Genomic DNA, 23,915 nt, shown 5'->3' on the forward strand with positions numbered 1-23,915 from the left:
GCCGGCTCTACCCCGCCACCCGGCGCAGGAACTCTTCGGCATCCATAGGCCGGCCCAGGTGATAGCCCTGCAGCTGGTCGCAGCCCAGTTCGCTCAGGTATTCGCGCTGCGCCTGCGTCTCCACGCCTTCGGCCACCACCTGCAGCTGCAGGGTGCGTCCCAGCGCAATGATCGACGACACGATGGCGGCGTCTTCGTCGTTGCGTTCCAGGTCATGCACGAACGCGCGGTCGATCTTCAGTTCGGTGGCCGGCATCCGCTTCAGGTACAGCAGGCTGGAGTAGCCGGTGCCGAAATCGTCGATGGCGATATGCACGCCCATCGCCGTCAGGTCGTTGAGGATCGCCAGGCTGGCGTCGACATCCTTCATCGCCGTGGTCTCGGTGATCTCCAGGGTCAACCGCGCCGGCTCGATCCGGTGCCGCTGCAGCACCTCGCGCACGCTGTCCAGCAGGGCCGGCGAGGAGAACTGCAGCGGCGACAGGTTCACCGCCATCGACCATCCGGTATGCCCGGCCTCGTGCCATGCACGCAGCTGTGCACAGGCACGGTCCAGTACCCAGTCACCGATCGGCAGGATCAGGCCACTGCGCTCGGCGATGGGAATGAACACATCCGGCGCCAGCAGGCCCAGTTCCGGGTGCTGCCAGCGCAGCAGCGCCTCGGCGCCGGTAGCTGGTGCGCCAGCGGCCGGGAACTTCGGCTGGTAGTGCAGCAGCAGCTCGTCACGCGCGATCGCCTTGCGCAGGTCCTGCAGCAGGCGCAGTTGGCGGTTGGCGCTGAGCTGCATCGACGGGGTGAAGAAGGTATAGCCGTTCCGGCCGGTTTCCTTGGTGTGGTACATCGCCGCATCGGCGTGCGCCATCAGTTCGCGCTCGTTGCTGGCGTCATCCGGGTACAGGGCGATGCCGAGACTGGCGCTGACCTGCAGTTCGGCGGCATCCAGGGTGAATGGTTCGCCGGCAGCGGCGATGATGCGTTCGGCCACCACCACCGCATCGTCCGGGGTGTCGATGGCCAGCACGATCACGAACTCGTCGCCGCCGAGGCGCGCGAACGTGTCCTGCGGCCGCAGCAGGCCGCCGATGCGCTGTGCCACCGCCACCAGCAGGCGGTCGCCCAATTGGTGGCCGTAGGCATCGTTGACCGCCTTGAAGCCGTCCAGGTCGCAGAACATCACCGCCACTGCGCGGCCGCGGCGGCGCGCCTTTTCGATGGCCTGCTCGATGCGGTCCTGCAGCAGCATGCGGTTGGGCAGCTGGGTCAGCGGGTCATGCAGGGCGGCCTGGATCAGCTTGTCGTTGGCGTGTGCCAGTGAATCGGCCAGCAGCCCGGTGCGCACGCGCATCTGCCGATCGAACAGCGAGGCGACCAGGGCGATACCCAGCGTGGCTACAGTGGTGACGATCACCAGCACTGCCAGCCAGCGCGTGTCGATGCCGCCGCTGCCGACCGCGCCGCAGATGCTGCCTTCGGGGAAGCGTGCGGCGGCCATGCCGGTGTAATGCATGCCGACGATGGCCAGGCCCATCACCAGCGAGGCCAGTGCGCGCAGGCGCGTGGTGTGGCGCTGCTCGGAACGCAGGCGGAAGGCGATCCACAGCGCCGCGCCGGCGGCACCGATGGCTACTGCAATGGAGGCGGCGAACCAGCCCGGGTGATAGTCGATACCCGGCTGCATGCGCATCGCGGCCATGCCGAGGTAGTGCATGGTGGCAATGCCCAGGCCCATCAGCACGGCGCCGGCCAGCAGTCGTCGCCAGGGCAGGCTGGGTCGCGACACCAGCCACAGCGCATAGGCCGAAGCGCCGATCGACACTGCAAGCGAATACAGGGTGATGCCGAGGTCGTAGCCGACCGGGATCGGCAGGTCGAAGGCCAGCATGCCGATGAAATGCATCGACCAGATACCCAGGCCCATCGCCGCCGCGCCGCCGGCCAGCCACCAGCGGGCCACGCGGCCCTCGGCCGTGGCCAGGCGGCCGGCCATGTCCAGCGCCGTGTACGAAGCAAGAATGGCCACCAGCAGGGAGATGGCGACCAGGCTCTGACTGTAACTGCCAGTCATGTTGAATCCAGAGGGGGAGGGAGGGGCGCCCGCAAGGCGCACGCCCGCGACAGCTATCGGCGCGGGTGGGCAGGACTTGAGCGGTCGCAGCACCTGCGACCCGGCTCGGCTATCCTGCCACGCCTGTTCCCGTTGCTGGAAATCATCCGATGGCAAAAGCCCGCACCGCCTACGTCTGCAATGAATGCGGCGCCGAATTCAGCAAGTGGCAGGGCCAGTGCACCGAGTGCAACGCCTGGAACTCGCTGTCGGAAATCGTGCTGGAGAGCGCGGCGGCGGCCAAGGCGCCGGCGTCGCGCCGGGCCGGCTGGGCCGGCAAGATCGACCCGCCGAAGATCACCGCCCTGAAGGACGTGGAGCAGACCGAGCATCGCCGTGTCTCGACCGGTATCGGCGAGTTCGATCGCGTGCTGGGCGGTGGCCTGGTCGAGGGCGCGGTGGTACTGGTTGGTGGCGACCCGGGCATCGGCAAGTCGACCCTGCTGCTGCAGGCGGTGGCGAAGATGGCGGCCGAGCTGCCGGTGCTGTACGTCACCGGCGAGGAGTCGCTGGCCCAGGTGGCCGGCCGCGCACACCGGCTGGAATTGCCGCTGGATGGTGTCAACGCGCTGGCCGAGACCGGCGTCGAGTCGATCCTGCAGCATGCGTCCAAGGCCGGCCCGCGGCTGATCGTGGCCGACTCCGTACAGACCCTGTGGACCGAGAGCCTGACCGCCGCGCCCGGCTCGGTCAGCCAGGTGCGCGAGAGCGCGGCGCGGCTGGTGCGTTTCGCCAAGGAGACCGGCACCGCCGTGTTCCTGGTCGGCCACGTGACCAAGGAGGGCGGTATCGCCGGCCCGCGCGTGCTCGAACACATGGTCGATGCGGTGCTGTACTTCGAAGGCGAGAGTGGCAGCCGCTTCCGCCTGCTGCGCGCGTTCAAGAACCGCTTCGGTGCGGTCAACGAGCTGGGCGTGTTCGCGATGGGCGACAAGGGCCTGAAGGAAGTCTCCAATCCGTCGGCGATCTTCCTGTCCGGTGGCAGCACCCATCAGCCGGGCAGCTGCGTGATGGTCACCCGCGAGGGTACCCGGCCGCTGCTGGTGGAAGTGCAGGCACTGGTCGATGCGTCGCCGCTGTCGAACCCGCGTCGTGTCGCGGTCGGCCTGGAGCAGAACCGGCTGGCCATGCTGCTGGCGGTGCTGCATCGCCACGGCGGCGTGCTGGTCGGCGACCAGGACGTGTTCGTCAACGTGGTCGGTGGCATCCGCGTGCAGGAGACCGCTGCCGACCTGCCGGTGCTGCTGGCGGTGCTGTCCTCGCTGCAGGACCGGCCGCTGGCGGAAAAGACGATTGCGTTTGGCGAGGTTGGCCTGTCCGGCGAGATCCGACCGGTACCCAATGGCGAAGACCGCCTGCGCGAGGCCGCCACCCATGGTTTCAAGCGCGCCATCGTGCCCAAGGCCAATGCGCCCAAGGGCGGCTCGGTGAAGGGTATGGAAGTGATTGCGGTGGAGCGCCTGTCCGAGGCCATCGACGCGGCGTGATCGCGCCGGGCATGGCCCGGCGTCACCACCGCGCACGTGGAATACGGCGGCCGACACGGTAACGGTCAGCCTCCCTGTGCTAGTTTTTCCCGCTCGACGAAGACGCCCTCTGGCGTCTTTCCGTGCCCAGGAGTAAACGATTACATGCAGGACACCGCGCTCACCGCCCCCAACGCCGAAATCCGTCGCGCCGGGGTCGATCTCAATGGACTGATGACGGTGCTGGGCAAGCACCTGTATTCCACCCCGGTGGTGGCGCTGCGTGAGCTGGTGCAGAACGCGCACGACTCGATCATCCGCCGCCGCATCGAACAGCCCGGCGTCGAGGTACCTTCGCGCATTTCGGTGCAGGTCGATGCCGGTGCCGGCGTGCTGCGCATCATCGATACCGGCGCCGGCCTGACCCGCCAGGAGATCCATGACTACCTGGCCACCGTCGGCGTCGGCTACACCCGCGGCCTGCGCCAGGGCGGCGAGGACGATGAGGGCCTGATCGGCATGTTCGGCCTCGGCTTCCTGTCGGCCTTCGTGCTGGCGCGCCGGGTCAGCGTGCGCACCACCTCGTACCAGACGCCGGAACTGGGCCATCTGTACGTGTCCAGCAACGCCGAGCAGTACACCGTCAGCGAAGTGCCGGCACGCGCGGTCGGCACCGAGGTGGAACTGGAGCTGCATCCGGACTTCCTGCCGCTGGCCAACGAGGCGCGCCTGCACGAAGTGCTGGGTCGCTACTGCGCGCTGCTGTCCGAGCCGATCTTCATCGGTGCTGCGGCCGAGGCGCTCAACCCCGAGCCGCCGCCGTGGCGCGGCCAGGGCGATGTGGCCTTGCATCCGGTGCAGGCGCGTCGCCAGGCGCTGCAGTTCGCGGCGCGTTTCGAACATGATTTCGAGCCGATCGTCACCGTGCCGCTGCGTGCCGATGGCAACAGCGATGCCACCGGCCTGCTGTGGGTGCAGGACGGCGCCACCTACGGCACCAGTGACAACCGCAACCTGTCGGTGTTCGTGCGCGGCATGCTGCTGGACGACGATGCGCGTGACCTGCTGCCGCCGTGGGCGGGCTTCATCGGCGGGGTGATCGAATCCTCGCGGCTCACGCCCACCGCCAGCCGCGAAGACCTGCAGCGCGATGACCAGTACCGCGCCGTGCAGCATGCGTTGCTGGAGGCGCTGATCGACGGCTTGGCCGACGTTGCGCGGCAGCAGCCAGAGGCGTGGCGACGCGTATTGAGCCGCCACAACGAGGCCCTGCTGGGCGCGGCGCTGTGCGATGACCGCCTGTTCGACCTGCTGCTGGAACACGTGCGCGTGCCGACTTCGCAGGGTGACCTGCCGGCCAGTGCGCTGCCCGCACGCGGTGCCGTGCATGTGATCCTCGACAACGGTGGCGGCTTCGAGGAAATGCTGTTCCGTGCGATGGGCGTGCCGGTCGCGCATGGCCATCGCTATGCGGTGGTGCCGTTCCTGCGGCGCTGGGCCCAGGCCAAGGGCCTGCGCCTGGTCGAGCTGGGGACCGAGCAGGGCAACCGCGCGCTGTTCCGCAGCGATGACAGCCTCGACGAGGCGCAGCTGGCGTGGCTGCGCGAGCAGCTGGGTGACGGCGAACAATTGCTGCCGGCACGCTTCAGTCCCGAGTCGCTGCCGGTGGTGGTGGTGCCCGATCGCGAAGCCGAACTGAAGCAGCGCCTGGAAGACGATGAGAACGACAAGCGCGTTTCAATGGCGGCGCTGCGGCTGGCGCGTCAGTTCACCGCGCGCATCGAATCGCGTGCGCCATCGCGGTTGTACCTCAACCTCGACAACCCCGCGGTGCAGGCGCTGCTGCGCGCCCAGCGCGAGGGCCACCCGCAGGCCGAAGCCGCAGCGCGCCTGCTGCGCTCACTGAAAATCATCGTCGCCGCGCAGGGCCGTCCACTGGCCCGCGCGACCGCCACGCCCGGCCCGGATCTCAACGGCGCCTTCACCGATATCGCCGGTGCCCTGCAGCAGATGCTGCGCTGAGCACCGCATCCTCTCATCCAGCCTTCGCTAGACAGGAGTACTTACCCCATGGACATCTGGAACTGGGTCGAAAAACTGCAGGGTGACCTGCGCCAGGCCGGCCAGGCGCAGAATGCGCACCTGCTGAATCGCCTCGCCGACGAGGTGAGCGAACTGCGTGTCGACCGCGTTGACGCGCTGCTACCCGAAGCGCGAGCGCTGGGCAAGGCGCTGGGCAACCCGTGGGTCGACGTCTACGTCGGCCACTGGGCGCTGCGCAACCGCGTCGGCAACCGCGTCGAAGGCGAGAGCGCGCTGGGCGAAGCCGTGGCGCTGTTCGAGCGTGCGCATCGCGAGGACACCCTGGAATGCCCGCAGTCGATCTGCGTGACCCAGGATCTTGCCGCCTGCTACGGCAACATCGATGGCCCCGGCTGGGTGCCGGAGCGCATCGAGGTGTGCGACGAGACGCTGGGCCGCATTGCCCCGAGCTGGGCCTGCTTCCAGTGCCTGAGCTGCGAGAAGGCCGATGCACTGCTTGATGATGGCCGCGGCCAGGAGGCACTGGATTACCTGCAGGTGCAGTCCGACGCGATCGAGGCCTGCGGCAAGGAAGTGTTCGACAGCTTCCCGGAGATGCAGATCAAGATCCTGCTGGGCATGGGCCGCGCCGAAGAAGCGCTGCTGCTGATCGAGAAGCGCGAGGCCGAAGTGGCGGCGTCCGGCGAGTACGAGCCGGCCAACTGCACGGTGCCGCGCCGCCTGTCCAAGGCGTGGGCGCTGGCGCAGCTGGACCGCGACGAAGAGGCCCTGCAGCAGCTGGTGCCGTGGAGCGAGCTGACGCCTACCTACTGGCGGCTGTGGGCGAACACCGCCGCAGCGCTGTGCCGGCGTGATCCCGCACGCAATACCTGGGACCTGGGTACGCGCTTCAACACCATCATCGAACACTTTGCCGAGGTTGGCTCGCACCGCCTGCTGATCGAAGTCGCTGCGCTGAGCCTGGAGCTGGCCCTGCAGCGTGGCGCACGCTGGGTGGCGCTGCGCCAGCTGGAACTGGCGCGTACCCATCTGGCACAGCTGCGCCAGGACCGGGGTGCGGCTGCGCTGGTGGCCGGCCTGGCGGCACGCATCGATGCATTGCCGGATGTGGCGCCGCTGCCGGTGCCAGCCGCTGAACTACTGGTTTGGCTGAACGAACAGGGAGAGCAGAATCAGTCGCGCGATCCCGAACGTGAGGCGCAGTGGCTGCTGCAGGCACAGGCGCAGCTGCCAGATGACGAGGCGCTGGCCGAGATGGCTGCCTCCGCGCTGAGCGCCTGTGGGGCGCAGACGGAAGCGCGCGCATTGCTGTGGCGCTTCGTGCGCGCACACACGCAGGATGATGGCCCGGCCGCCTACACGCTGATGCGCTGGCTGACCGAGCAGGGCGACGACGAAGGCCTGCGCCAGCTGGCTGATGCCTATCGCGGCAGCGTGCCGGTGTTCGCGCACTGGTGCGAGGTGCAGCGCGCCCGTCGCGTGTCCGACTGGCCGGCACTGGAGCAGGCCGCGCAGGCGCTGCTGGCGGCCTCGCCGGGCTCGCATGGCGCACGCGGTACGCTGGCGCGGATGTACATGGAAACCGGTCGCTTCAGCGAGGCGCAGGCCTGCTATGCGCAGCTGGTGGAGCTGCTGGAAGAACCCAACGCCGCACACTGGGACCACATGAGCGCGGCCAGCGCGGCACGCGACTGGGATGCGGTGCGCCGCTCGGCGGCGGCGATCGGCATGGAGCTGTCCAGCCAGGACGGCGTGGTCGAGGAGCCGTGGGGCTGGGTGATCATCCGCAGCGAAGAGAACGGCGAGCCGATGGAGTACTACGCGCGCCGCAGTGGCCCGGTCACCGCACGTATCGTCGAGAACGCACCGGCCAACCGTGCCCAGCAGGTAGGCGACTGGGTGGTGTTCGATGCTGCGCTGGTGCACCCGGCGCCGGAGGAGGAGGAAGCGCGCGAGCATTTCATCCCGACCTATGCGCAGGTGCATGTGCTGGAGCGCGGCGGCTTCGCCCGCAGCTGGCTGATCGACGGCGCGCACCCGGGCGAAGATGCGTGGGATGCCTTTGTCGCAGCGGCCGAGGCGCAGGGCTGGCAGGTGTGGTCGCACAGCCGCCCGGACTACACCGTGACCGATCCGGACGAGGAGGAGGGCACGCTGCCGGGCCTGCTGTTCACCGTCGCCCAGCCGCAGGACCATGCACCGCTGGCGCTGCACCGCTTCCTGCAGCAGGAAACCGCGAAGTGGCAGCATCCGCATTGCTGGCTGCGGCTGGCCGAAGCCTGCGACCAGGATCGCCAGCCGCACCTGGACGTGATCGAGCGTTACGGCTTGTAAGCCGGGTATCGGGTAGTGCCGGCCGCTGGCCGGCAGCGCCGGGATATTCTGTGTTGCCGGCCAGCGGCCGGCACTACCTCAAGGAGAAATACATGCGGAAGACAGGGATGTTCATGATCGCCGGGCTGCTGCTGGCCCCCGCCGTGCAGGCCGCACCGGCCTGCCAGGAACCAGTGGCTGTCGCCCGTGCCTTCTACGAGGCAACCACCGGCAATGGCGATCTGCTGGAATCGCCGCCGGCGCTGGTCAGCCCGGCCTTCGGCAAGGCCCTGCGTGGCGAGCGCGCCTGCCAGACGCGCGAGGAAGGCATCTGCACCATCGATTCGGACCCGTGGCTGGATGCGCAGGATGGCGACATCGAGAGTCCGGTGCGCTACATCTGGAAAGAGGTCTCGGCGACGTCCGGCCAGGTCGAGATGCGCTATTCGGTATGGAAGAAGGCCTACGTGACCCGGTTGCCGATGGTGCGCCAGGGGCAGGGCTGCTGGCAGGTGGATGACATCCTCACCAACAGCGGTCGCTCGGTACGGAAGATCCTGGCCCAGCCGCTGCCTTGACCGTCTGCGGCATCCACGCAGGGTGCGGTCCTGTTGCCGGCCAGCGGCCGGCACTACCCGGGTGGGTGCCGACCGTTGGCCGGCACACCGCTATCGCGAATGCCCGAACACCAGTTCGATCACGAACTGGCTGCCGAAGAAGGCCAGCAGCAGCAACAGCATTGCCGCCAGCGTCCAGTGCACCGCCTTCATGCCGCGCCAGCCGTAGCGGCGACGGCCGATCAGCAGCACGCCGAACACGATCCACGACAGCACGCTCAGCACGGTCTTGTGCACCAGCTTCTGCGCCAGCAGGTCGTCGACGAACAACACGCCGGTGACCAGGGTCAGGGTCAGCAGCGCGAAGCCGACGGTGATCACCCGGAACAGCAGCGATTCCAGATCCGCCAGCGGCGGCAGGGCGCGCAGCCACGGCCGGAACTCGCGGCGGCGCAGGGCGCGTTCCTGCAGCCACAGCATGATCGCCAGCAGCGCGGCGATGCTCAGCGTGGCGTAGGCCAGCAGCGCCAGCCAGGCGTGGCTGGCCAGGCGCCAGCCCAGCACCTTGCTCGGTTCGTGGCCGTAGCCGTGGTAAGCCAGCAGCAGTACCGCGGCCAGCGGGAACACCACCACGCCCAGTGCCGACATGCGCCCGCGCGCACCGACCAGCGAGGTCAGCCAGGCCATGCCCAGGCCGACCAGCGACAGCGCAGCGAAGAAGTGCATGTCCGGCCCGCCGTTGGTGCGCATCGCCACCATCACGTGGTAGCCGCCGTGCAGCAGCATCGCCGGCAGGGCGGGCCACAGCCAGGCGGGGGAGCCGGTGCTTCCATCGCGGCCAAGCGCACGCACCAGCAGGGCGCTGGCGGCCAGGTAGAGCAGGGCGGCGATGAGAACGATTAACATCGTTGCAGTTTCGCATACCCCTGCGGTGGTGGCGACGGCCCTGTGGTCGCAGTCCGGGGAGGGGAGCGGACCCGTTATACTGTCTGCCTTATTGTCCCCCGCTTTCAGACAGGTTGCGCCGCATGTTCGAGTCACTGACCCAGCGCCTTTCCGGCACCATCGAGCGCCTGCGTGGCCGCGGCCGCCTGACCGAGGAGAACATCCGCGAGGCCACCCGTGAGGTCCGCATCGCGCTGCTCGAAGCCGACGTTGCGCTGCCGGTGGTGCAGGCCCTGATCGAGCGCATCAAGGTGCGCGCGGTCGGCCAGGAAGTGCTGAAGTCGCTGACCCCGGGCCAGGCCCTGATCAAGGTCGTGCGCGACGAGCTGACCGCGGTGATGGGCGCCGAAGCCAGCGACCTGAACCTCAATGTGCCCGCTCCGGCCATCATCCTGATGGCGGGCCTGCAGGGCGCCGGCAAGACCACCACGGTGGGCAAGCTGGCCAAGCACCTGAAGGAAAAGCGCAAGAAGAAGGTGATGGTGGTCTCGGCCGACGTCTACCGTCCGGCCGCGATCGAGCAGCTGAAGACCCTGGCCGAGCAGGTCGGCGTGCTGTTCTTCCCGTCCAGCGCCGACCAGAAGCCGGAAGCCATCGTCCGCGCCGCCATCGACGATGCGCGCAAGTCGTTCGTCGACGTGCTGCTGGTCGATACCGCCGGCCGCCTGGCCATCGACGAAGCAATGATGGCCGAGATCAAGGCCCTGCACGCGGCGGTGAATCCGGCCGAAACCCTGTTCGTGGTCGACGCCATGACCGGCCAGGACGCGGCCAACACCGCCAAGGCCTTCGGCGACGCCCTGCCGCTGACCGGCGTGGTGCTGACCAAGACCGACGGTGACGCCCGTGGCGGTGCCGCGCTGAGCGTGCGCTACATCACCGGCAAGCCGATCAAGTTCGTCGGTGTCAGCGAGAAGCCGGAGGGCCTGGACGTATTCCACCCGGACCGTATCGCCAGCCGCATCCTCGACATGGGCGACGTGCTGTCGCTGGTCGAGCAGGTCGAGCAGCAGGTCGACAAGGACAAGGCCGCCAAGCTGGCCGAGAAGGTCGCCAAGGGCAAGAAGTTCGACCTGAACGACATGCGTGACCAGCTGGAGCAGATGCAGAACATGGGCGGCATCGGCGGCCTGATGGACAAGCTGCCGGGCCTGGGCAACATCCCCGACCATCTGAAGCAGCAGGTCAGCCAGGGCAAGGAAGTGCCGCGCATGATCGCCATCATCAGCTCGATGACCAAGAAGGAACGGCGCAACCCGAACCTGCTCAACGGCTCGCGCCGCGCGCGCATCGCCAAGGGCTCGGGCGTGACCCCCGCCGACGTCAACAAGCTGATGAAGCAGTACATGCAGATGGAAAAGATGATGAGCAAGATGGCCGGCGGCGGCATGAAGGGCATGTTGCGCAGCATGAAGGGCATGATGGGTGCCATGGGCGGCCGCGGCATGCCGTTCCGTTGATGCGTTGAACACCGGCTTTTTTTGTAGAGTCGAGATCCTATGTTCGCGGTCAAGCCTGCTGGAAGCAGGCTTGACCCACCTTCAGCATGGCCGGATCGAAGTCCTGGCCGCTTTTGAAGACACCCCAGGCGATCCTGGCCAGCTTTCTGGCTAGGATGTTGAAGACGGCGGTGCTGGGGTGACCGCGTTTTGACAGCTCGTCGTAGAGCGGTTGCCCCCGGCGACACCGCTTGAGCCCCATTGCGGCCATGTAGAGCATCTGGCGCAGCACTGGCGCGCCCTGTTTGGACAGCCGACGCCGTCCCGTTCTGCCGCCAGACTCGTTAGGCCGGGGATCCAGGCCGGTGCAGGCGATCCACGCGTTGGCGTTGGCCAACGGCCAGCGCGTCATGTAGTAGATCAGGTGAGCGGCGACGGCAGGGCCGACACCAGGGATGGTCAACAGGCGCTTGTAGAGCGTGCCATGCTCTCCATCGCGACCCAAGCGCTGCAGTTCGCTTTCCAGCTCGGACAGCGTCCCAGCCAGAGCGCAGAACAGATCTGACAGCTCCCCGGGGGCACTTTTGCTTACCCCGAAGGATTGCTCCAGGCGCGCGCGTGTCTTTACCAGCGTCTGCCGCTTGCGCAGCAAATCGTGCATCTGCTGCTGCTCGTCGGTACGCGGTACGTATTCACGCAGGCGATCGTTCTCCTTCTTCACGTACCGGGCGATCGCTTCGGCGTCCATGGCGTCCGTCTTGCCACGCGAGCCCGTCGCCCGGCCGTAGTGCTTGATCAGACGTGGATTGATCACATAGACAACGTGGCCTGCCTGGCCAGCCATCCGAGCCAACAACTCGTAGTACCGCCCCGTCGCCTCCATGCCAATCCGGCATCGCTGGGGCAAGGTGTTGAGCCACTGGGCTATGCCGGCCCGGGTGTTGGCGATCCTGTCGCCGGCCTTGCGGTCGGCCACTGCCGGTACGAACTCCTTGGAGTCCACGTCCACGCCAATATCGAGAGAATCAGACATTTGTACGGCTCCCAGCTATCTTTAAGGGGCTGGGGTGGTACCGCACCGACGTTAGCTTGCCTACATCGACGATCCCCTTTGGGGGCCGTACGATCCTTTATCGACGTTCGTGTGCGGGATGGGGATCGCTCGACTCGTCTGTCGGCTAGTATCCGCAGATGCATGCTTGACGGTCCCTCCACCCTGGCTCCTACATACCGCGTAGGAGCCGGGAGGAACATACAAGCCATGCTCGACTACTTTTCTGCCGGTGCCTGGGTCGAGGTAGAGTCGAGCAAGCTCGACGCCACCCCTGTCCTGCGCGCACCATGGGGGCCTGTCCGAAACGATGGGCCGTCATGCAGAGTTCCGCTGTATCTGTATCTTCCCGCGTCGAGGCGTTCTGCCGGCGCTTTGGCGTATCCGTTCCGATCCTGCTGGCCCCGATGGCCGGCGCCTGCCCGGTGCCGTTGTCGGCTGCGCTGGCCAATGCCGGCAGCATGGGGGCGATGGGCGCAGTGCTGTCGTCATCGGCCGATATCGGCCACTGGATGGATGACTTCCGCGCTGCCTCGACGGGCCCCGCACAGGTGAACCTGTGGGTGCCGGACCCGGCACCGACCCGTGATGTCGCCGCTGAAGCCGCCAGCCGCGCCTTCCTCGCGCAGTGGGGTCCGGACGTGCCGGCCAGCGCCGCCGATGCCACGCCCGCCGACTTCGAAGAACAGTTCGCCGCACTGCTGGCGGCGCGCCCGGCGGTGGCCTCGACCATCATGGGCGTGCTGCTGCCGCGCCACGTACAGCAGTTGAAGGATGCCGGCATTGCCTGGATCGCCTGTGCGACCACCTTGTCCGAAGCGCGTGCGGCACAGGACGCCGGTGCCGACGCGGTGGTGGCACAGGGCGTGGAAGCCGGTGGCCATCGCGGCGCGTTCGATCCGGCGATGGCCGAGCGTCAGTTGGTCGGCCTGTTTGCGTTGTTGCCGCGCCTGGCCGATCACCTGCAGATTCCGGTGATCGCCGCCGGTGGCATCGCCGATGGCCGTGGCATTGCTGCCGCACTCACCCTGGGGGCCAGTGCCGTGCAGATCGGCACTGCCTTCCTGCGCACGCCCGAAGCGGCGATCGCTTCAGCGTGGGCCGATGGATTGGCGGCCAGCGAACCCGAAGATACCTGGCCGACCCGCGCCTTCAGCGGCCGCCTGGGCCGTGGCCTGGCGACACCCTATGTGCGCGCCGCCGCTGCGGAAGGCGCACCGGCGCCACGCCCGTACCCGGTGCAGCGCGGCCTGACCGCGCCGATGCGCAGGCAGGCCGTGCAGGAAAATCGTCTGGCAGCGATGCAGGCCTGGGCCGGGCAGTCGGCGTGGATGGCCCCGGCACAGCCGGCCGCCGACGTATTGCGCGGCATGTGGGAACAGGCGCAGGCGCTGCTGCGATGACGGTGACCTGCAACGGCCAACCGGTGCAGGTGGAGGATCTGCTGCCTGCGCTGGTCAACTATGGCCACTTCACCTCGCTGCAGGTGCGCGGTCACGCCGTGCAGGGACTGGACCTGCATCTGGCGCGGCTGTCGCAGGCCACGCGCGAACTGTTCGGCAGCGAACTGGATGCGGCGCAGGTGCAGGGCTGGATGGCGCAGGCGCTGCAGCAGGCTGGCCTGGCCGATGCCTCGCTGCGGGTGACGGTGTACTCGCGCCGCTTCGATTTCCGCAATCCGCTGGCGGCCGTACCGGTGGACGTGCTGGTGGCGGTGTCCGCGCCGGTGGCGCTGACCGCACCGAAGCGGGTGCGCAGCGTGGTGTGGCAGCGCGAACTGCCGCAGATCAAGCACGTCGGCACCTTCGGCCTGTTTGCCGAGCGCCGTGCGGCGATGGCGGAAGGGTTCGACGATGTGCTGTTCGTGACCGCTGATGGCGTGATGAGTGAAGGCAGCACCTGGAACCTGGCCGTGCACGATGGTGAGCGCCTGCTCTGGCCACAGGCGCCGGCCCTGCGCGGTACTGCCGAGACGTTGTTGAAGCAGCATTGGCAGGGGGCACAGCTGACGCGGCCGTTGGCATTGGCTGAACTGGATAGCGTGAAGGCCGCTTTTGCCTGCAACGCCAGCGGCCTATGGGCGCTGGACGCCATCGACGGGCATGTCCTGCCGGGTTCGCAGGCACTGGCTGAACAGGGCAGGGCAGTGCTGGCGGCGGCGGCTTGGGACAGATTGGGGTGAAAACCCCCGCCGGGCATGGCCCGGCGCTGCCGTGAAGGCGGATTCACCCCGGGGTTGGCTCGGCCGGGCTCTGCCGCTATAATCGCCCGCTTACCTCGCCATCCTGGCGACTGGGCAATAGGAAAAACACCATGGTCAAGATTCGACTGACCCGCGGCGGCGCCAAGAAGCGTCCGTTCTACCACATCATCGTCACCGACGTGCGCAGCGCGCGCGACGGCCGCAACATCGAGCGCGTTGGCTTCTACAACCCGGTCGCCCAGGGCGCCGAGAAGCGCATCGAGCTGGACCTGGCCCGCGTTGACCATTGGGTCAAGAACGGCGCCCAGCCGACCGACAAGGTCCGCAACCTGATCAAGGAAGCGACCAAGTCCCAGGCCGCTGCGGCCTGATCCTGACGGGCCACGCTTCGGCGTGGCCCTCTTGGTTGAAGCAGATGAAAGATATCGAGCGCCGCATCCTGCTGGGCAGGGTTGTCGGCGCTTTTGGTGTGCGCGGCGAGATCAAGCTCGAGTCCTGGACCGAGCCACGTTCCGCCATTTTCCGTTACCAGCCGTGGATCGTGCGCAGCCCGTCCGGCGTGGAAACCACGATTGAAGGTGTACGCGGCCGCGACAGCGGCAAGCACCTGGTCGCCCGTTTCCCCGGCGTCGAGGACCGCGATACCGTTGAAGCGATGCACGGCACCGAGATCTACGTGGCCCGCAGTGCGTTGCCGCCGCCGAAGCCCGATGAGTATTACTGGGTGGACCTGGAAGGCCTGGACGTGAAGACCACCGAGGGCGTTGCCCTGGGCCAGGTCTCGCACCTGTTCAGCACCGGCGCCAACGACGTGGTGGTGGTCCGTGGTGACCGCGAACGGATGATTCCGTTCGTGCAGCCGGACTTCGTCAAGTCGGTCGACTTCGAGGCCAACCTGGTCGTGGTCGACTGGGATCCCGAGTTCTGAGTGTGAGCATGCGTTTCGACGTCATCACCCTGTTCCCCGAGTTCCTCGCCCAGTCCGCTGGACTGGGCGTGGTCGGGCGCGCGCAGGAGAAGGGCCTGTTCAGCCTGCATGGCTGGAATCCCCGTGATTACGCCGAAGGCAACTACCGCCGGGTGGACGACCGTCCGTTCGGTGGTGGCCCGGGCATGGTGATGCTGATCGAGCCGCTGCAGGCCTGCCTGCAGGCGATCCGTGATGCTGATCCGACCCCGGCGCGGGTGATCTACCTCAGCCCGCAGGGGGCGCCGTTGACCCAGGCCAAGGTGCGGGAACTGGCGGCGCTGCCGCGCATGGTCCTGCTCTGTGGCCGCTACGAAGGCATCGACGAGCGTTTCCTGGAGGCCAATGTCGACGAGGAGATTTCCCTCGGCGACTACGTGCTGTCCGGTGGCGAGCTGGGCGCGGCGGTGATCATCGACGCCGTGGCCCGCCTGCAGGACGGTGCCCTGAACGACGCGGAATCGGCGGCGCAGGACAGCTTCGAGGGCGACCTCGGCCTGCTCGACTGCCCGCATTACAGCCAGCCGGCCCAGCACCCGCTGGGTGACGTGCCGGACGTGCTGCGCTCGGGCAACCACGCGGCCATCGCGGCCTGGCGCCGCCAGCAGTCGCTGGTCCGTACCGCCCAGCGGCGCCCGGACCTGCTGGATGAACAGGCGCTGGGCAAGGCCGACCGCAAGCTGCTGGAGCAGGGCCGTCAGGCCCAGAAACACAAGGCCAGCCCCTAGCGCAGGGCTGGCGTTATCGGCTATCATGGCCAATTCCCGTCGGCCCCGGCCGGCGCGCGCAGTACCCAAAACAAACGTGCAGCACAGTCCGGTGACTGCATGAGCCTACGTTGTCGATACGACACGCCCACCCGAACAAGAATCGGTGTAACCCATGAGCAAGCTGAACAAGTCCATCGTCGCGGAATTCGAATCCGCCCAGATCACCCGTGAACTGCCGAAGTTCAGCCAGGGCGACACCGTTGTCGTCAACGTGAAGGTGAAGGAAGGCAGCCGCGAGCGCGTGCAGGCCTACGAAGGCGTTGTCATCGCCACCAAGAACGCCGGCCTGAACTCCTCGTTCACCGTCCGCAAGATCTCGCACGGCTACGGCGTCGAGCGCGTTTTCCAGACCCACAGCGCCATCATCGACTCGGTCGAAGTGAAGCGTCGTGGTAAGGTCCGCGCCGGCAAGCTGTACTACCTGCGTGGCCTGGAAGGCAAGGCTGCCCGCATCAAGGAAGACCTGGCTGCCGCTGCTGCCGCCAAGGCTGCCCGTCTGGCCGAAAAGGCCTGATAAACAACTTCGGTTGTTGCCGCGACGGCCACCTTCGGGTGGCCGTTTGCGTTTCCGGCATCGCTTCGGCCACGATCAGGGGATGAACGACATCAACCCGCGCTATCCCGCCGTGATCCAGTCGGCGCTGCGCTTCCTCGACGGAAAAGGGCTGGCGCGCGTGCAGTCGGCACCGCTGCTGCATCGCCTTCTGTGGCGCATGGGCATCGCACTGCCACCGCCGATCCTGGCCGGCTTCGGCACCAATGCGCTGGTGCAGGGCCTGCTGTTCGGGCTGTTCTGGACCGCGCTGATGTGGCTGATGCTGTGGCAGGGCAGTGAGCGCCCGCTGGCCCTGCTGCTGGCGGCCGGCCTGGTGGCCGGTGCGCTGTTCGGCATTGTGATGGCGGCGCTGATGCGTTCGCTGCGCCGCCACCGCAAGCTGCCGGACTGGCAGCAGTTCCGGGCGCGGCAAGCGGACTGAGCCGATGGCGCACTGCGCCGTGACCGTTGGGGACAGGCCGCGCTAGGCTGCGGTTTCATCCCGATGGACGTGCTGTGCGATGCCTGCCAAGCGAACCGCACCTTCCACCGCGCCCGCGCTGTTGTCAGGCGGCAACCCGCAGATCGCCAAGGGCGAGGGCGATGCGCCGGTGCAGGCCTATATCGCGGGGATGCCGGACTGGAAGCGGCCGATCGGAGCACAGCTGGACGCGCTGATCGAACAGGCTGTACCCGGTGTGCACAAGGCAGTGAAGTGGAATTCGCCGATGTATGCGGTTGCGCCGGGCGAAGGCTGGTTTCTCAGCTTCCACTGCTTCACCCGCTACATCAAGGTGGCGTTCTTCCGCGGCGCTGCGCTGAAGCCGGTGCCGCCGGAGCCGTCGAAGAGTGCTGATACGCGCTACCTGCACATCCAGCAGGAGGGTGCGTTGGATGAGGCGCAGTTCCTCGACTGGGTGCGCCAGGCCGCGGCATTGCCCGGCGAGCGCATGTAAGTGCATCGTTCCGATCTCCCTGCCGACGAGAACCGCTGATGGCCACGCATGCACCGAACCCTGCCGATGCCGGAACCCCGGCCGCTGAACTGATCGATGCACGCATCGCCGAGCTGGGCGACTGGCGTGGCGAGGCGCTGGCACGCGTGCGTGCCTTGATCCATGAGGCGCTGCCGGACGTGCAGGAAACCTGGAAGTGGCGCGGTACACCGGTGTGGGAGCACAACGGCATCCTGTGCACCGGCGAAACCTACAAACAGGCGGTGAAGCTGACCTTTGCCAACGGTGCGGCGTTGGCCGATCCGAAGGGTCTGTTCAACGCCAGCCTGGACGGCAACACGCGACGTGCGATCGACATCCATGAAGGCGCGATGCCGGATGCCGCCGCGTTGAAGGCACTGCTGCGCGCGGCGGCCACGTTCAACGCGGTGAAGAAGAAACGGTAGAGCCGGCCGCTGGCCGGCTGTTGCACGATGCTTCCGCAGAGGTTTGAAATTGCCGGCCAGCGGCCGGCACTACCGTGGTAATGACCGGCGGCGAAGAAGAAGCGGTAGAGCCGGCCGCTGGCCGGCTGTTTTGCGATGCCCCCGGAGGGGTTTGAGGTTGCCGGCCAGCGGCCGGCACTACCGCAGTGGCGCGGCATCCGGGTCTGCCACCGGCGACGGCGGGCAGGCCGGAATCTCCGACGGCGTGGCCAGTTCTTCGGCGTGCGAGGGCTTGCCCATCATCTTCGCCTTGCGCCAGCCACCCCAGCGGTAATACGCCAGCGACAGCAGCATCGACACCAGCGAGCTGACCGGGAAGCTCCACCAGATCGCATCGGCGCCCCAGTACGGCTGCAGCAGTTCGGCGAACGGGACGCGTACGCCCCACAGCGAGCCGGCCAGGATCAGCAGCGGCGGAATCACCGCGCCGGTGGAGCGCACCACGCCGGAGATCACGAAGCTGACGCCGAAGAACAGGAACGAGCCGATCACCACGTGGTTGAGATGGCGGGCGATGTCCAGCGCCTGGCTGGCCGGTGGCAGGAACAGTGCCAGCAGCTGGCGATCAAACACCACCAGCGGCAGGATCAGCGCGCCGGTCAACAGGAAGTTGAACAGCACGCCCTGGCGCGCAGTGCCACGCACGCGATCCCAGCGCTGCGCACCGACGTTCTGCGCGGCCATCGACGAGCACGCCGCACCGATCGCCATGGCCGGCATCTGCAGGTAGTTCCACAGCTGCAGGGCAGCGCCGTAACCGGCGCCGGTGTCGGTGCCGTACTGGTTGACCATGGTCATCAGCAGGATCACCGACAGCGAGATCAGCACCATCTGCAGGCCCATCGGCACGCCCTTGATGACCAGCGCCTTGAGGATGGTCAGGTCGAGCTTGAACAGGCGCATGTCGGCGCGGCCCAGCCACAGGGTGTGGCGCTTGTGCCGCATGTACAGCAGCAGGCCGGCCAGCGACAGCGTCTGCGCGACCAGCGTGGCCCAGGCCGAACCGGCAATGCCCAGCGCCGGGAACGGCCCCATGCCGAAGATCAGCACCGGGTTCAGCACGATGTCCAGCGCCACCGACACCATCAGGAAACGGAACGGCGTGCGTGAATCACCGGCACCGCGCAGCGCGGCGGTGAGGAAGGCGAACGCGTACAGCGTCGGCATCGCCAGGAAGATGATCTGCAGGTAGGCCTCGGCCAGCGGCAGCGAGGCGGCCGGCGTGCCCATCGCCGCCAGCAGCGGATGGGCCATGAACCAGCCGGCGATGGCGATGATCACCGACAGGCCGATGAAGAAGGTGGCGCTGGTACCGACCACGCGCCGTGCCTGCGCGATGTCGCGCGCACCGATCGCCTGGCCGATCAGGATGGTCGAGGCCATGCCGAAGCCGAACACCGAGCCGATCAGGAAGAACATGATGTTGTTGGCGTTCGCGGTGGCGGTCAGTGCCGCCTCGCCGAGGAAGCGCCCGACCCAGACCGCATTCACCGAACCGTTCAGCGACTGCGCGATGTTGCCGGCCAGGATCGGCAGGGAAAACAACAGGAGATTGCGGCCGATCGGGCCGGAGGTCAGGTCAAGCGGCGCTTTGGCCATGGAGTGGTGATCGAATCCCGGGAGGCGCACACTAGCACCAAGCCGGTTTGCAGGATGTGGCAATGCATCAACGACTGCAGGTGAAGCGAAGGCTGGCGCTGGCCTTGATCGGCGCCGCGCTGGCCGCATGTTCGACAAGTGACCGGCTGGGCGATACCCAGGTGCGGCCAACCGACCGCGCCGAGTGCCTGGTCGGCAGCCAGCGCCAGGATCTTTCCGCCGGCGTTCCCACCCTGATCGGGGGCAGCGGCTGCCGCACCGACCCCGACAACCCGCGTCCCCTGAACAAGCGAACGGAGTAGTCCCTGCCGATGACCGAGCTTTCCCCGCTGTCGCCCAGTGTCCGCCTGGACATCTGGCTGTGGGCGGCCCGTTTCTTCAAGACCCGCAGCCTGGCCAAGCAGGCCATCGAGACCGGCAAGGTCAGCGTGGCCGGGCAGCGCCCGAAGTCCTCGCGCGCGGTGCGCGTGGGTGAGCAGCTGCAGGTCGACCGCGGCGAGGAGCATTTCGAGATCCAGGTGCTGGGCCTGAGCGACCAGCGCGGGCCGGCGCCAACGGCACAGCAGCTGTACGCCGAGAGCGAGGCTTCGAAGGCGCGCCGTGCCGAACAGCGTGCACTGCGCATCGCGGCACGCGATGGTTTCCAGCCGCCGGAACACAAGCCGGACAAGCGCGCGCGGCGTTTGATCCGGGCCTTGGGTGACATCGACGCGCTCTAGCGAAATCCTGATTCCAACGGATTGTTCCTATCGCGGTGCGAAACAAGGCGCCGGTCACGGTACGTTCGGATTGCGCTGGGCAGGCTGGTTTTTCACCTATCGAAGGCCTGCCCATGCGTCGTCTGCTGTTATGCCTGTCCCTGCTTGCTGCTGCGCCACTGCACGCTGCCGACATCACCTTCTGGGACGTTCCGCAACGCGGTGGCAACAGCATGAACATGTCGCCTCCGGACCGGAAATACTTCGAGGCGCTGCGTGCGACCGGTGCGACCTGGGTGCGGCTGGTGCCGGACAAGTGGAAGGGGCAGGGCGGTCGTGACTTCCTGATCGGCAACGCCGATGACTATCGCGGACTGGTTCCGGCCGACCTGGCCACGCTGCGGCGGGTGCTGGATGACGCCGATGCGGCCGGACTGAAAGTGGTGCTGACGCCGCTGTCGCTGCCGTTGCTGCGCTGGAAGCAGCACAACGGCGATGTGGTCGACCAGCGCCTGTGGCAGTCCTTCGACAACCATGTGCCGGCCCGTCGCTTCTGGCATGACCTGGCCACGGCGCTGAAGGGTCATCCTGCCTTGGCCGCCTACAACCTCATCAATGAGCCGGTGCCCGAGTACGGTGCAGGCCTGGCCGAGCATGCGTCCACTGAGGCGATGCAGCGGTGGTATGCCGGTGTGCAGGACGGCCCACGCGATCTGCGCCGCTTCTACTCGGAACTGATCGCCAGCATCCGCGAGGTCGACACCGCGATGCCGCTGATGCTGGATGCGGGCTGGTATGCCGCCGCCGACGGTTTCAACTACTGGCCGGCACCGCTGGCGGATTCGAAGCTGCTGTACAGCGTGCACATGTACGAGCCGTATGCAGCAACCAGTGCACCGAACCAGACGCGTGCCAAACCCTGGCGCTATCCGGCGCAGGTGCCGTTCGGTGCAGGCAGCGAGCATTGGGATGCGGCGCGTGTACGCCGTTACCTGCAGCAGCCGATGACGTGGGCCGCCTCGCATGGCGTCGGTGCCAACCGCATGGTGGTGGCCGAATTCGGCTGCATGCGGCGGTGGCCGGACTGCAGCCGCTACCTGCAGGATGTGCTGCAGGTGCTGGAGCAGGACAAGGTGCACTGGGCCTTCTACGCCTTCCGCGAGGATGGCTGGGACGGCATGGACTACGAACTGGGCGACAAGCCGCTGCCGTGGTCGTACTGGCAGGCGCAGGAAAAGGGCGGCCATGTCGAGCCGCCGCGTTCGATGCAGGCGCCCCTGTTCGCACCGATCCTGCAGCGTTTGAAGGCGGGCAACCGGTAAGCCGCCGGGCATGGCCCGGCGCTACCCATGGCGATGCCGGTAGCGCCGGCCCATGTCCGGCCAGGCTTTCCCTCAGCGCTTGCCGCCGAGCAGATTGCCGCCCAGCTTGAGCAGATCGCCCACGCCCAGCTGACCATCACCATCCTGGTCCAGCAGGCTGCCGAGCAGGCCACCGGCAAGACCGCCCTGTTGCTGCACCTGCTGCTTTTCCTGGCCCAGGGCCTGGCTGAGCGAGCCGGCATCGGCCTGGCCGCCGCCGAGACGCTGGGCGAGGAAGGCCATCACGATCGGGGCAAGAATCTGCAGCAGCTGGCTGGTGCGGCCGCTGTCGAGCTGGGTGGCCTGGGCCAGGCCGGTCTCCACCTTCTGCTGGCTGCCGCCGAAGATGTGGCCGAGGATGCCGGCACCGTCGCTGGCGGCACCACCGCCACCACCACCCAGTACCGAGCCGAGCACGCTGCCCAGGTCCAGGCCGCTGTGGTTGTTCTGCAAGGCGCCGAGCAGGGCCTGCGCGCCCTGCGGCTGCGAGGCGTTGTTGCCCAGCGCGCCCATCAGCACCGGCAGCGCGGCACTGATCGCGCCGGAAGCCTGGGTATCGCTGATGCCGAGCTGCTGCGACACCTGCTGCAGCGGGGCGCCCTGCAATTTGGCGAGAAGTTCATCGGTCAGGCTCATCTGCGGAATCCTTGATTGGGGTTGGGCGTGCAGAAGGTACGACGCGGACCGTTAAAACGGCGACGCCGCCTCACGGGGAGGCGGCGTGCCGTTCACGGGGAAGGGCGATCAGAGCTCGATGTCTTCAGCGCCCGGGGTGGCGGTGGGGAAGTCCGCTTCCGGCTGCGCCGGCTTGAACGGATCCGACGGCTGGCTGGCCAGCGCCTTCAGCGCCGCGGCAACACCGGCACCGTAGGCCGGGTCGGCCTTGCTGCAGTTGTCGATGTGGCGCTGCTTGATGAAGTCCGGCGCATCGCCCAGGGCGCGGGCGGTGTTGGCGAACAGGCGGTCCTTCTGTGCCTGGTTGTAGCTGCGGAACAGCGCACCGGGCTGGCTGAAGTAGTCGGCGTCGTCCTCACGGAAATTCCAGAAGTCGGCGTCGCCGCGGATCTTCATCGGCGGTTCGCGGTACTGCGGCTGTTCCTGCCACTGGCCGTAGCTGTTCGGTTCGTAGTGCGGCAGACCGCCGTAGTTGCCGTCCACGCGCATCGCACCGTCGCGGTGGTTGCTGTGCACCGGGCAGCGCGCTGCGTTCACCGGAATCTGGTGATGGTTCACGCCCAGGCGGTAGCGCTGCGCATCGGAATAGGCGAACAGGCGCGCCTGCAGCATCTTGTCCGGCGACGGGCCGATGCCCGGCACCAGGTTGCTCGGTGCGAACGCCGACTGCTCCACGTCCTGGTACCAGTTGACCGGGTTGCGGTTCAGTTCGAACTGGCCCACTTCGATCAGCGGGTAGTCGCTCTTCGGCCACACCTTGGTCAGGTCGAACGGATGCACGCGGTAGGTTTCCGCGTCCAGCTCCGGCATGACCTGGATGAACAGCTTCCACTTCGGGAAGTCGCCCTTCTCGATCGCGGCGAACAGGTCGCGGCCGTGGCTTTCGCGGTCATGGCCGACCAGGATCTGCGCTTGCGCGTCGGTCAGCGATTCGATGCCCTGCTGGCTGACGAAGTGGAACTTCACCCAGAAGCGTTCGCTGTCGGCGTTGGTGAAGCTGTAGGTGTGCGAGCCGAAACCGTGCATGTGGCGGAAGCTGCGCGGAATGCCGCGGTCGCTCATCACCACGGTCACCTGCAGCAGGGCTTCGGGCAGCAGCGTCCAGAAATCCCAGTTGTTGCGCGCGCTGCGCAGGTTGGTGTGCGGGTCGCGCTTCACGGCCTTGTTGAGGTCGGCGAACTTGCGCGGGTCGCGCAGGAAGAACACCGGGGTGTTGTTGCCGACCAGGTCCCAGTTGCCTTCTTCGGTGTAGAACTTCAGCGCGAAGCCGCGGATGTCACGTTCGGCGTCGGCGGCGCCACGCTCGCCGGCCACCGTGGTGAAGCGGGCGAACATCTCGGTCTGCTTGCCGACCTTCTCGAACAGCTTGGCGCGGGTGTACTTGCTGATGTCGTGGGTGACGGTGAAGGTGCCGAACGCGCCCGAGCCCTTGGCATGCATGCGGCGCTCGGGAATGATCTCGCGGTTGAGGTTGGCCAGCTTTTCCAGCAGCCACACGTCTTCCATCAGCAGCGGGCCACGCGGGCCGGCGGTCTTGCTGTTCTGGTTGTCCACCACCGGTGCGCCGAAGGCCGTGGTCATCGGCGTGACCGGATCATCGCCGTGCTTCTGCTTGGGCGTGGTGCTCAGCTCGCGCTGCTGCTCGGCGCCCTGCTCCGGCGACGGGGCGGTGTGATACGGGCACTTGGCGTTGTTGTTGTCGGACTGGCTCATCGGCTGGCTCCTGGTGGCGGTGAAGACGTGGG

23 protein-coding genes are annotated in these 23,915 nt (G+C 67.4%); 17 read left to right on the top strand and 6 right to left on the bottom strand.

The window, feature by feature from the left end:
• Positions 1-7: 7 nt before the first annotated feature.
• Entirely contained in the window at positions 8-2,068 is a 2,061-nt protein-coding gene (locus ACZK13_RS05860) for a putative bifunctional diguanylate cyclase/phosphodiesterase (RefSeq protein ID WP_125894539.1), read from the bottom strand.
• A 149-nt stretch (positions 2,069-2,217) separates the two neighbouring features.
• On the opposite strand from ACZK13_RS05860, the gene radA reads away from it, so the two are divergent.
• The 4 genes from radA (at position 2,218) to ACZK13_RS05880 (ending at position 8,507) form a co-directional block, all read left to right on the top strand.
• Positions 2,218-3,594 carry a DNA repair protein RadA gene (gene radA / locus ACZK13_RS05865; RefSeq protein ID WP_014646395.1) on the top strand — a complete coding sequence of 459 codons (1,377 nt, stop codon included), beginning with the start codon at positions 2,218-2,220 and terminating at the stop codon, positions 3,592-3,594.
• 144 nt (positions 3,595-3,738) lie between these two features.
• On the top strand, positions 3,739-5,595 hold the full coding sequence (locus ACZK13_RS05870) for an ATP-binding protein (RefSeq protein WP_478482349.1): 1,857 nt from the start codon (positions 3,739-3,741) through the stop codon (positions 5,593-5,595).
• Positions 5,596-5,643: 48 nt separating this feature from the next.
• The gene (locus ACZK13_RS05875) at positions 5,644-7,950 is read left to right on the top strand and encodes a tetratricopeptide repeat protein (RefSeq protein WP_478482350.1); all 2,307 of its coding nucleotides are present in this window, start codon (positions 5,644-5,646) and stop codon (positions 7,948-7,950) included.
• Between the two features lie 92 nt (positions 7,951-8,042).
• Positions 8,043-8,507 carry a YqhG/Tai3 family protein gene (locus ACZK13_RS05880; RefSeq protein ID WP_121503901.1) on the top strand — a complete coding sequence of 155 codons (465 nt, stop codon included), beginning with the start codon at positions 8,043-8,045 and terminating at the stop codon, positions 8,505-8,507.
• A 90-nt stretch (positions 8,508-8,597) separates the two neighbouring features.
• Here the strand turns inward: ACZK13_RS05880 and ACZK13_RS05885 are convergent, their stop codons facing one another.
• A complete protein-coding gene (locus tag ACZK13_RS05885) occupies positions 8,598-9,392 on the bottom strand; it encodes a cytochrome c biogenesis protein CcsA (protein WP_121503900.1) in 795 nt (264 codons plus the stop codon).
• Positions 9,393-9,514: 122 nt separating this feature from the next.
• On the opposite strand from ACZK13_RS05885, the gene ffh reads away from it, so the two are divergent.
• A complete protein-coding gene (gene ffh / locus ACZK13_RS05890; RefSeq protein ID WP_005408591.1) occupies positions 9,515-10,891 on the top strand; it encodes a signal recognition particle protein in 1,377 nt (458 codons plus the stop codon).
• A gap of 49 nt (positions 10,892-10,940) precedes the next feature.
• Here the strand turns inward: ffh and ACZK13_RS05895 are convergent, their stop codons facing one another.
• Complete coding sequence (locus ACZK13_RS05895; protein WP_478482351.1) at positions 10,941-11,903, bottom strand: IS110 family transposase; 963 nt, start codon at positions 11,901-11,903, stop codon at positions 10,941-10,943.
• Between the two features lie 338 nt (positions 11,904-12,241).
• On the opposite strand from ACZK13_RS05895, the gene ACZK13_RS05900 reads away from it, so the two are divergent.
• The 9 genes from ACZK13_RS05900 to ACZK13_RS05940 all read left to right on the top strand — a co-directional run bounded on the left by ACZK13_RS05900 (position 12,242) and on the right by ACZK13_RS05940 (position 17,798).
• Positions 12,242-13,324 (top strand): NAD(P)H-dependent flavin oxidoreductase, encoded by a 1,083-nt coding sequence (locus ACZK13_RS05900; RefSeq protein ID WP_049424473.1) that lies wholly within the window; start codon positions 12,242-12,244, stop codon positions 13,322-13,324.
• Entirely contained in the window at positions 13,321-14,103 is a 783-nt protein-coding gene (locus ACZK13_RS05905) for an aminotransferase class IV family protein (RefSeq protein ID WP_478482352.1), read from the top strand. The genes ACZK13_RS05900 and ACZK13_RS05905 overlap by 4 nt, the downstream gene beginning before the upstream one ends.
• A gap of 131 nt (positions 14,104-14,234) precedes the next feature.
• The gene (rpsP, locus tag ACZK13_RS05910) at positions 14,235-14,495 is read left to right on the top strand and encodes a 30S ribosomal protein S16 (RefSeq protein WP_005415733.1); all 261 of its coding nucleotides are present in this window, start codon (positions 14,235-14,237) and stop codon (positions 14,493-14,495) included.
• Positions 14,496-14,539: 44 nt separating this feature from the next.
• A complete protein-coding gene (gene rimM, locus ACZK13_RS05915) occupies positions 14,540-15,052 on the top strand; it encodes a ribosome maturation factor RimM (protein ID WP_010483256.1) in 513 nt (170 codons plus the stop codon).
• Between the two features lie 8 nt (positions 15,053-15,060).
• A complete protein-coding gene (gene trmD / locus ACZK13_RS05920) occupies positions 15,061-15,819 on the top strand; it encodes a tRNA (guanosine(37)-N1)-methyltransferase TrmD (RefSeq protein WP_088025178.1) in 759 nt (252 codons plus the stop codon).
• A 154-nt stretch (positions 15,820-15,973) separates the two neighbouring features.
• Complete coding sequence (gene rplS / locus ACZK13_RS05925; RefSeq protein WP_005408597.1) at positions 15,974-16,375, top strand: 50S ribosomal protein L19; 402 nt, start codon at positions 15,974-15,976, stop codon at positions 16,373-16,375.
• An 82-nt stretch (positions 16,376-16,457) separates the two neighbouring features.
• Entirely contained in the window at positions 16,458-16,838 is a 381-nt protein-coding gene (locus ACZK13_RS05930) for a DUF6404 family protein (RefSeq protein ID WP_049462347.1), read from the top strand.
• A 79-nt stretch (positions 16,839-16,917) separates the two neighbouring features.
• Positions 16,918-17,352 (top strand): DUF1801 domain-containing protein, encoded by a 435-nt coding sequence (locus tag ACZK13_RS05935; RefSeq protein WP_478482353.1) that lies wholly within the window; start codon positions 16,918-16,920, stop codon positions 17,350-17,352.
• Positions 17,353-17,390: 38 nt separating this feature from the next.
• Positions 17,391-17,798 carry a DUF1801 domain-containing protein gene (locus tag ACZK13_RS05940; protein ID WP_478482354.1) on the top strand — a complete coding sequence of 136 codons (408 nt, stop codon included), beginning with the start codon at positions 17,391-17,393 and terminating at the stop codon, positions 17,796-17,798.
• A 177-nt stretch (positions 17,799-17,975) separates the two neighbouring features.
• Here the strand turns inward: ACZK13_RS05940 and ACZK13_RS05945 are convergent, their stop codons facing one another.
• Entirely contained in the window at positions 17,976-19,436 is a 1,461-nt protein-coding gene (locus tag ACZK13_RS05945) for an MATE family efflux transporter (RefSeq protein WP_049399635.1), read from the bottom strand.
• A gap of 62 nt (positions 19,437-19,498) precedes the next feature.
• On the opposite strand from ACZK13_RS05945, the gene ACZK13_RS05950 reads away from it, so the two are divergent.
• From ACZK13_RS05950 to ACZK13_RS05960, 3 genes are all read left to right on the top strand, one after another.
• A complete protein-coding gene (locus tag ACZK13_RS05950; RefSeq protein WP_125894513.1) occupies positions 19,499-19,738 on the top strand; it encodes a hypothetical protein in 240 nt (79 codons plus the stop codon).
• A gap of 9 nt (positions 19,739-19,747) precedes the next feature.
• The gene (locus ACZK13_RS05955) at positions 19,748-20,155 is read left to right on the top strand and encodes an RNA-binding S4 domain-containing protein (protein WP_005408603.1); all 408 of its coding nucleotides are present in this window, start codon (positions 19,748-19,750) and stop codon (positions 20,153-20,155) included.
• A 113-nt stretch (positions 20,156-20,268) separates the two neighbouring features.
• Positions 20,269-21,456 (top strand): glycoside hydrolase family 5 protein, encoded by a 1,188-nt coding sequence (locus tag ACZK13_RS05960; RefSeq protein ID WP_032127549.1) that lies wholly within the window; start codon positions 20,269-20,271, stop codon positions 21,454-21,456.
• Positions 21,457-21,528: 72 nt separating this feature from the next.
• Here ACZK13_RS05960 and ACZK13_RS05965 read toward each other — a convergent pair whose 3' ends face one another.
• Positions 21,529-22,131, bottom strand: a complete 603-nt coding sequence (locus ACZK13_RS05965) for a DUF937 domain-containing protein (RefSeq protein ID WP_049424483.1) — start codon at positions 22,129-22,131, stop codon at positions 21,529-21,531.
• Positions 22,132-22,239: 108 nt separating this feature from the next.
• The gene (locus tag ACZK13_RS05970; RefSeq protein WP_049399631.1) at positions 22,240-23,883 is read right to left on the bottom strand and encodes a catalase; all 1,644 of its coding nucleotides are present in this window, start codon (positions 23,881-23,883) and stop codon (positions 22,240-22,242) included.
• Positions 23,884-23,915: the final 32 nt, after the last annotated feature.

This window comes from Stenotrophomonas sp. 99219_Sma (assembly GCF_056480785.1).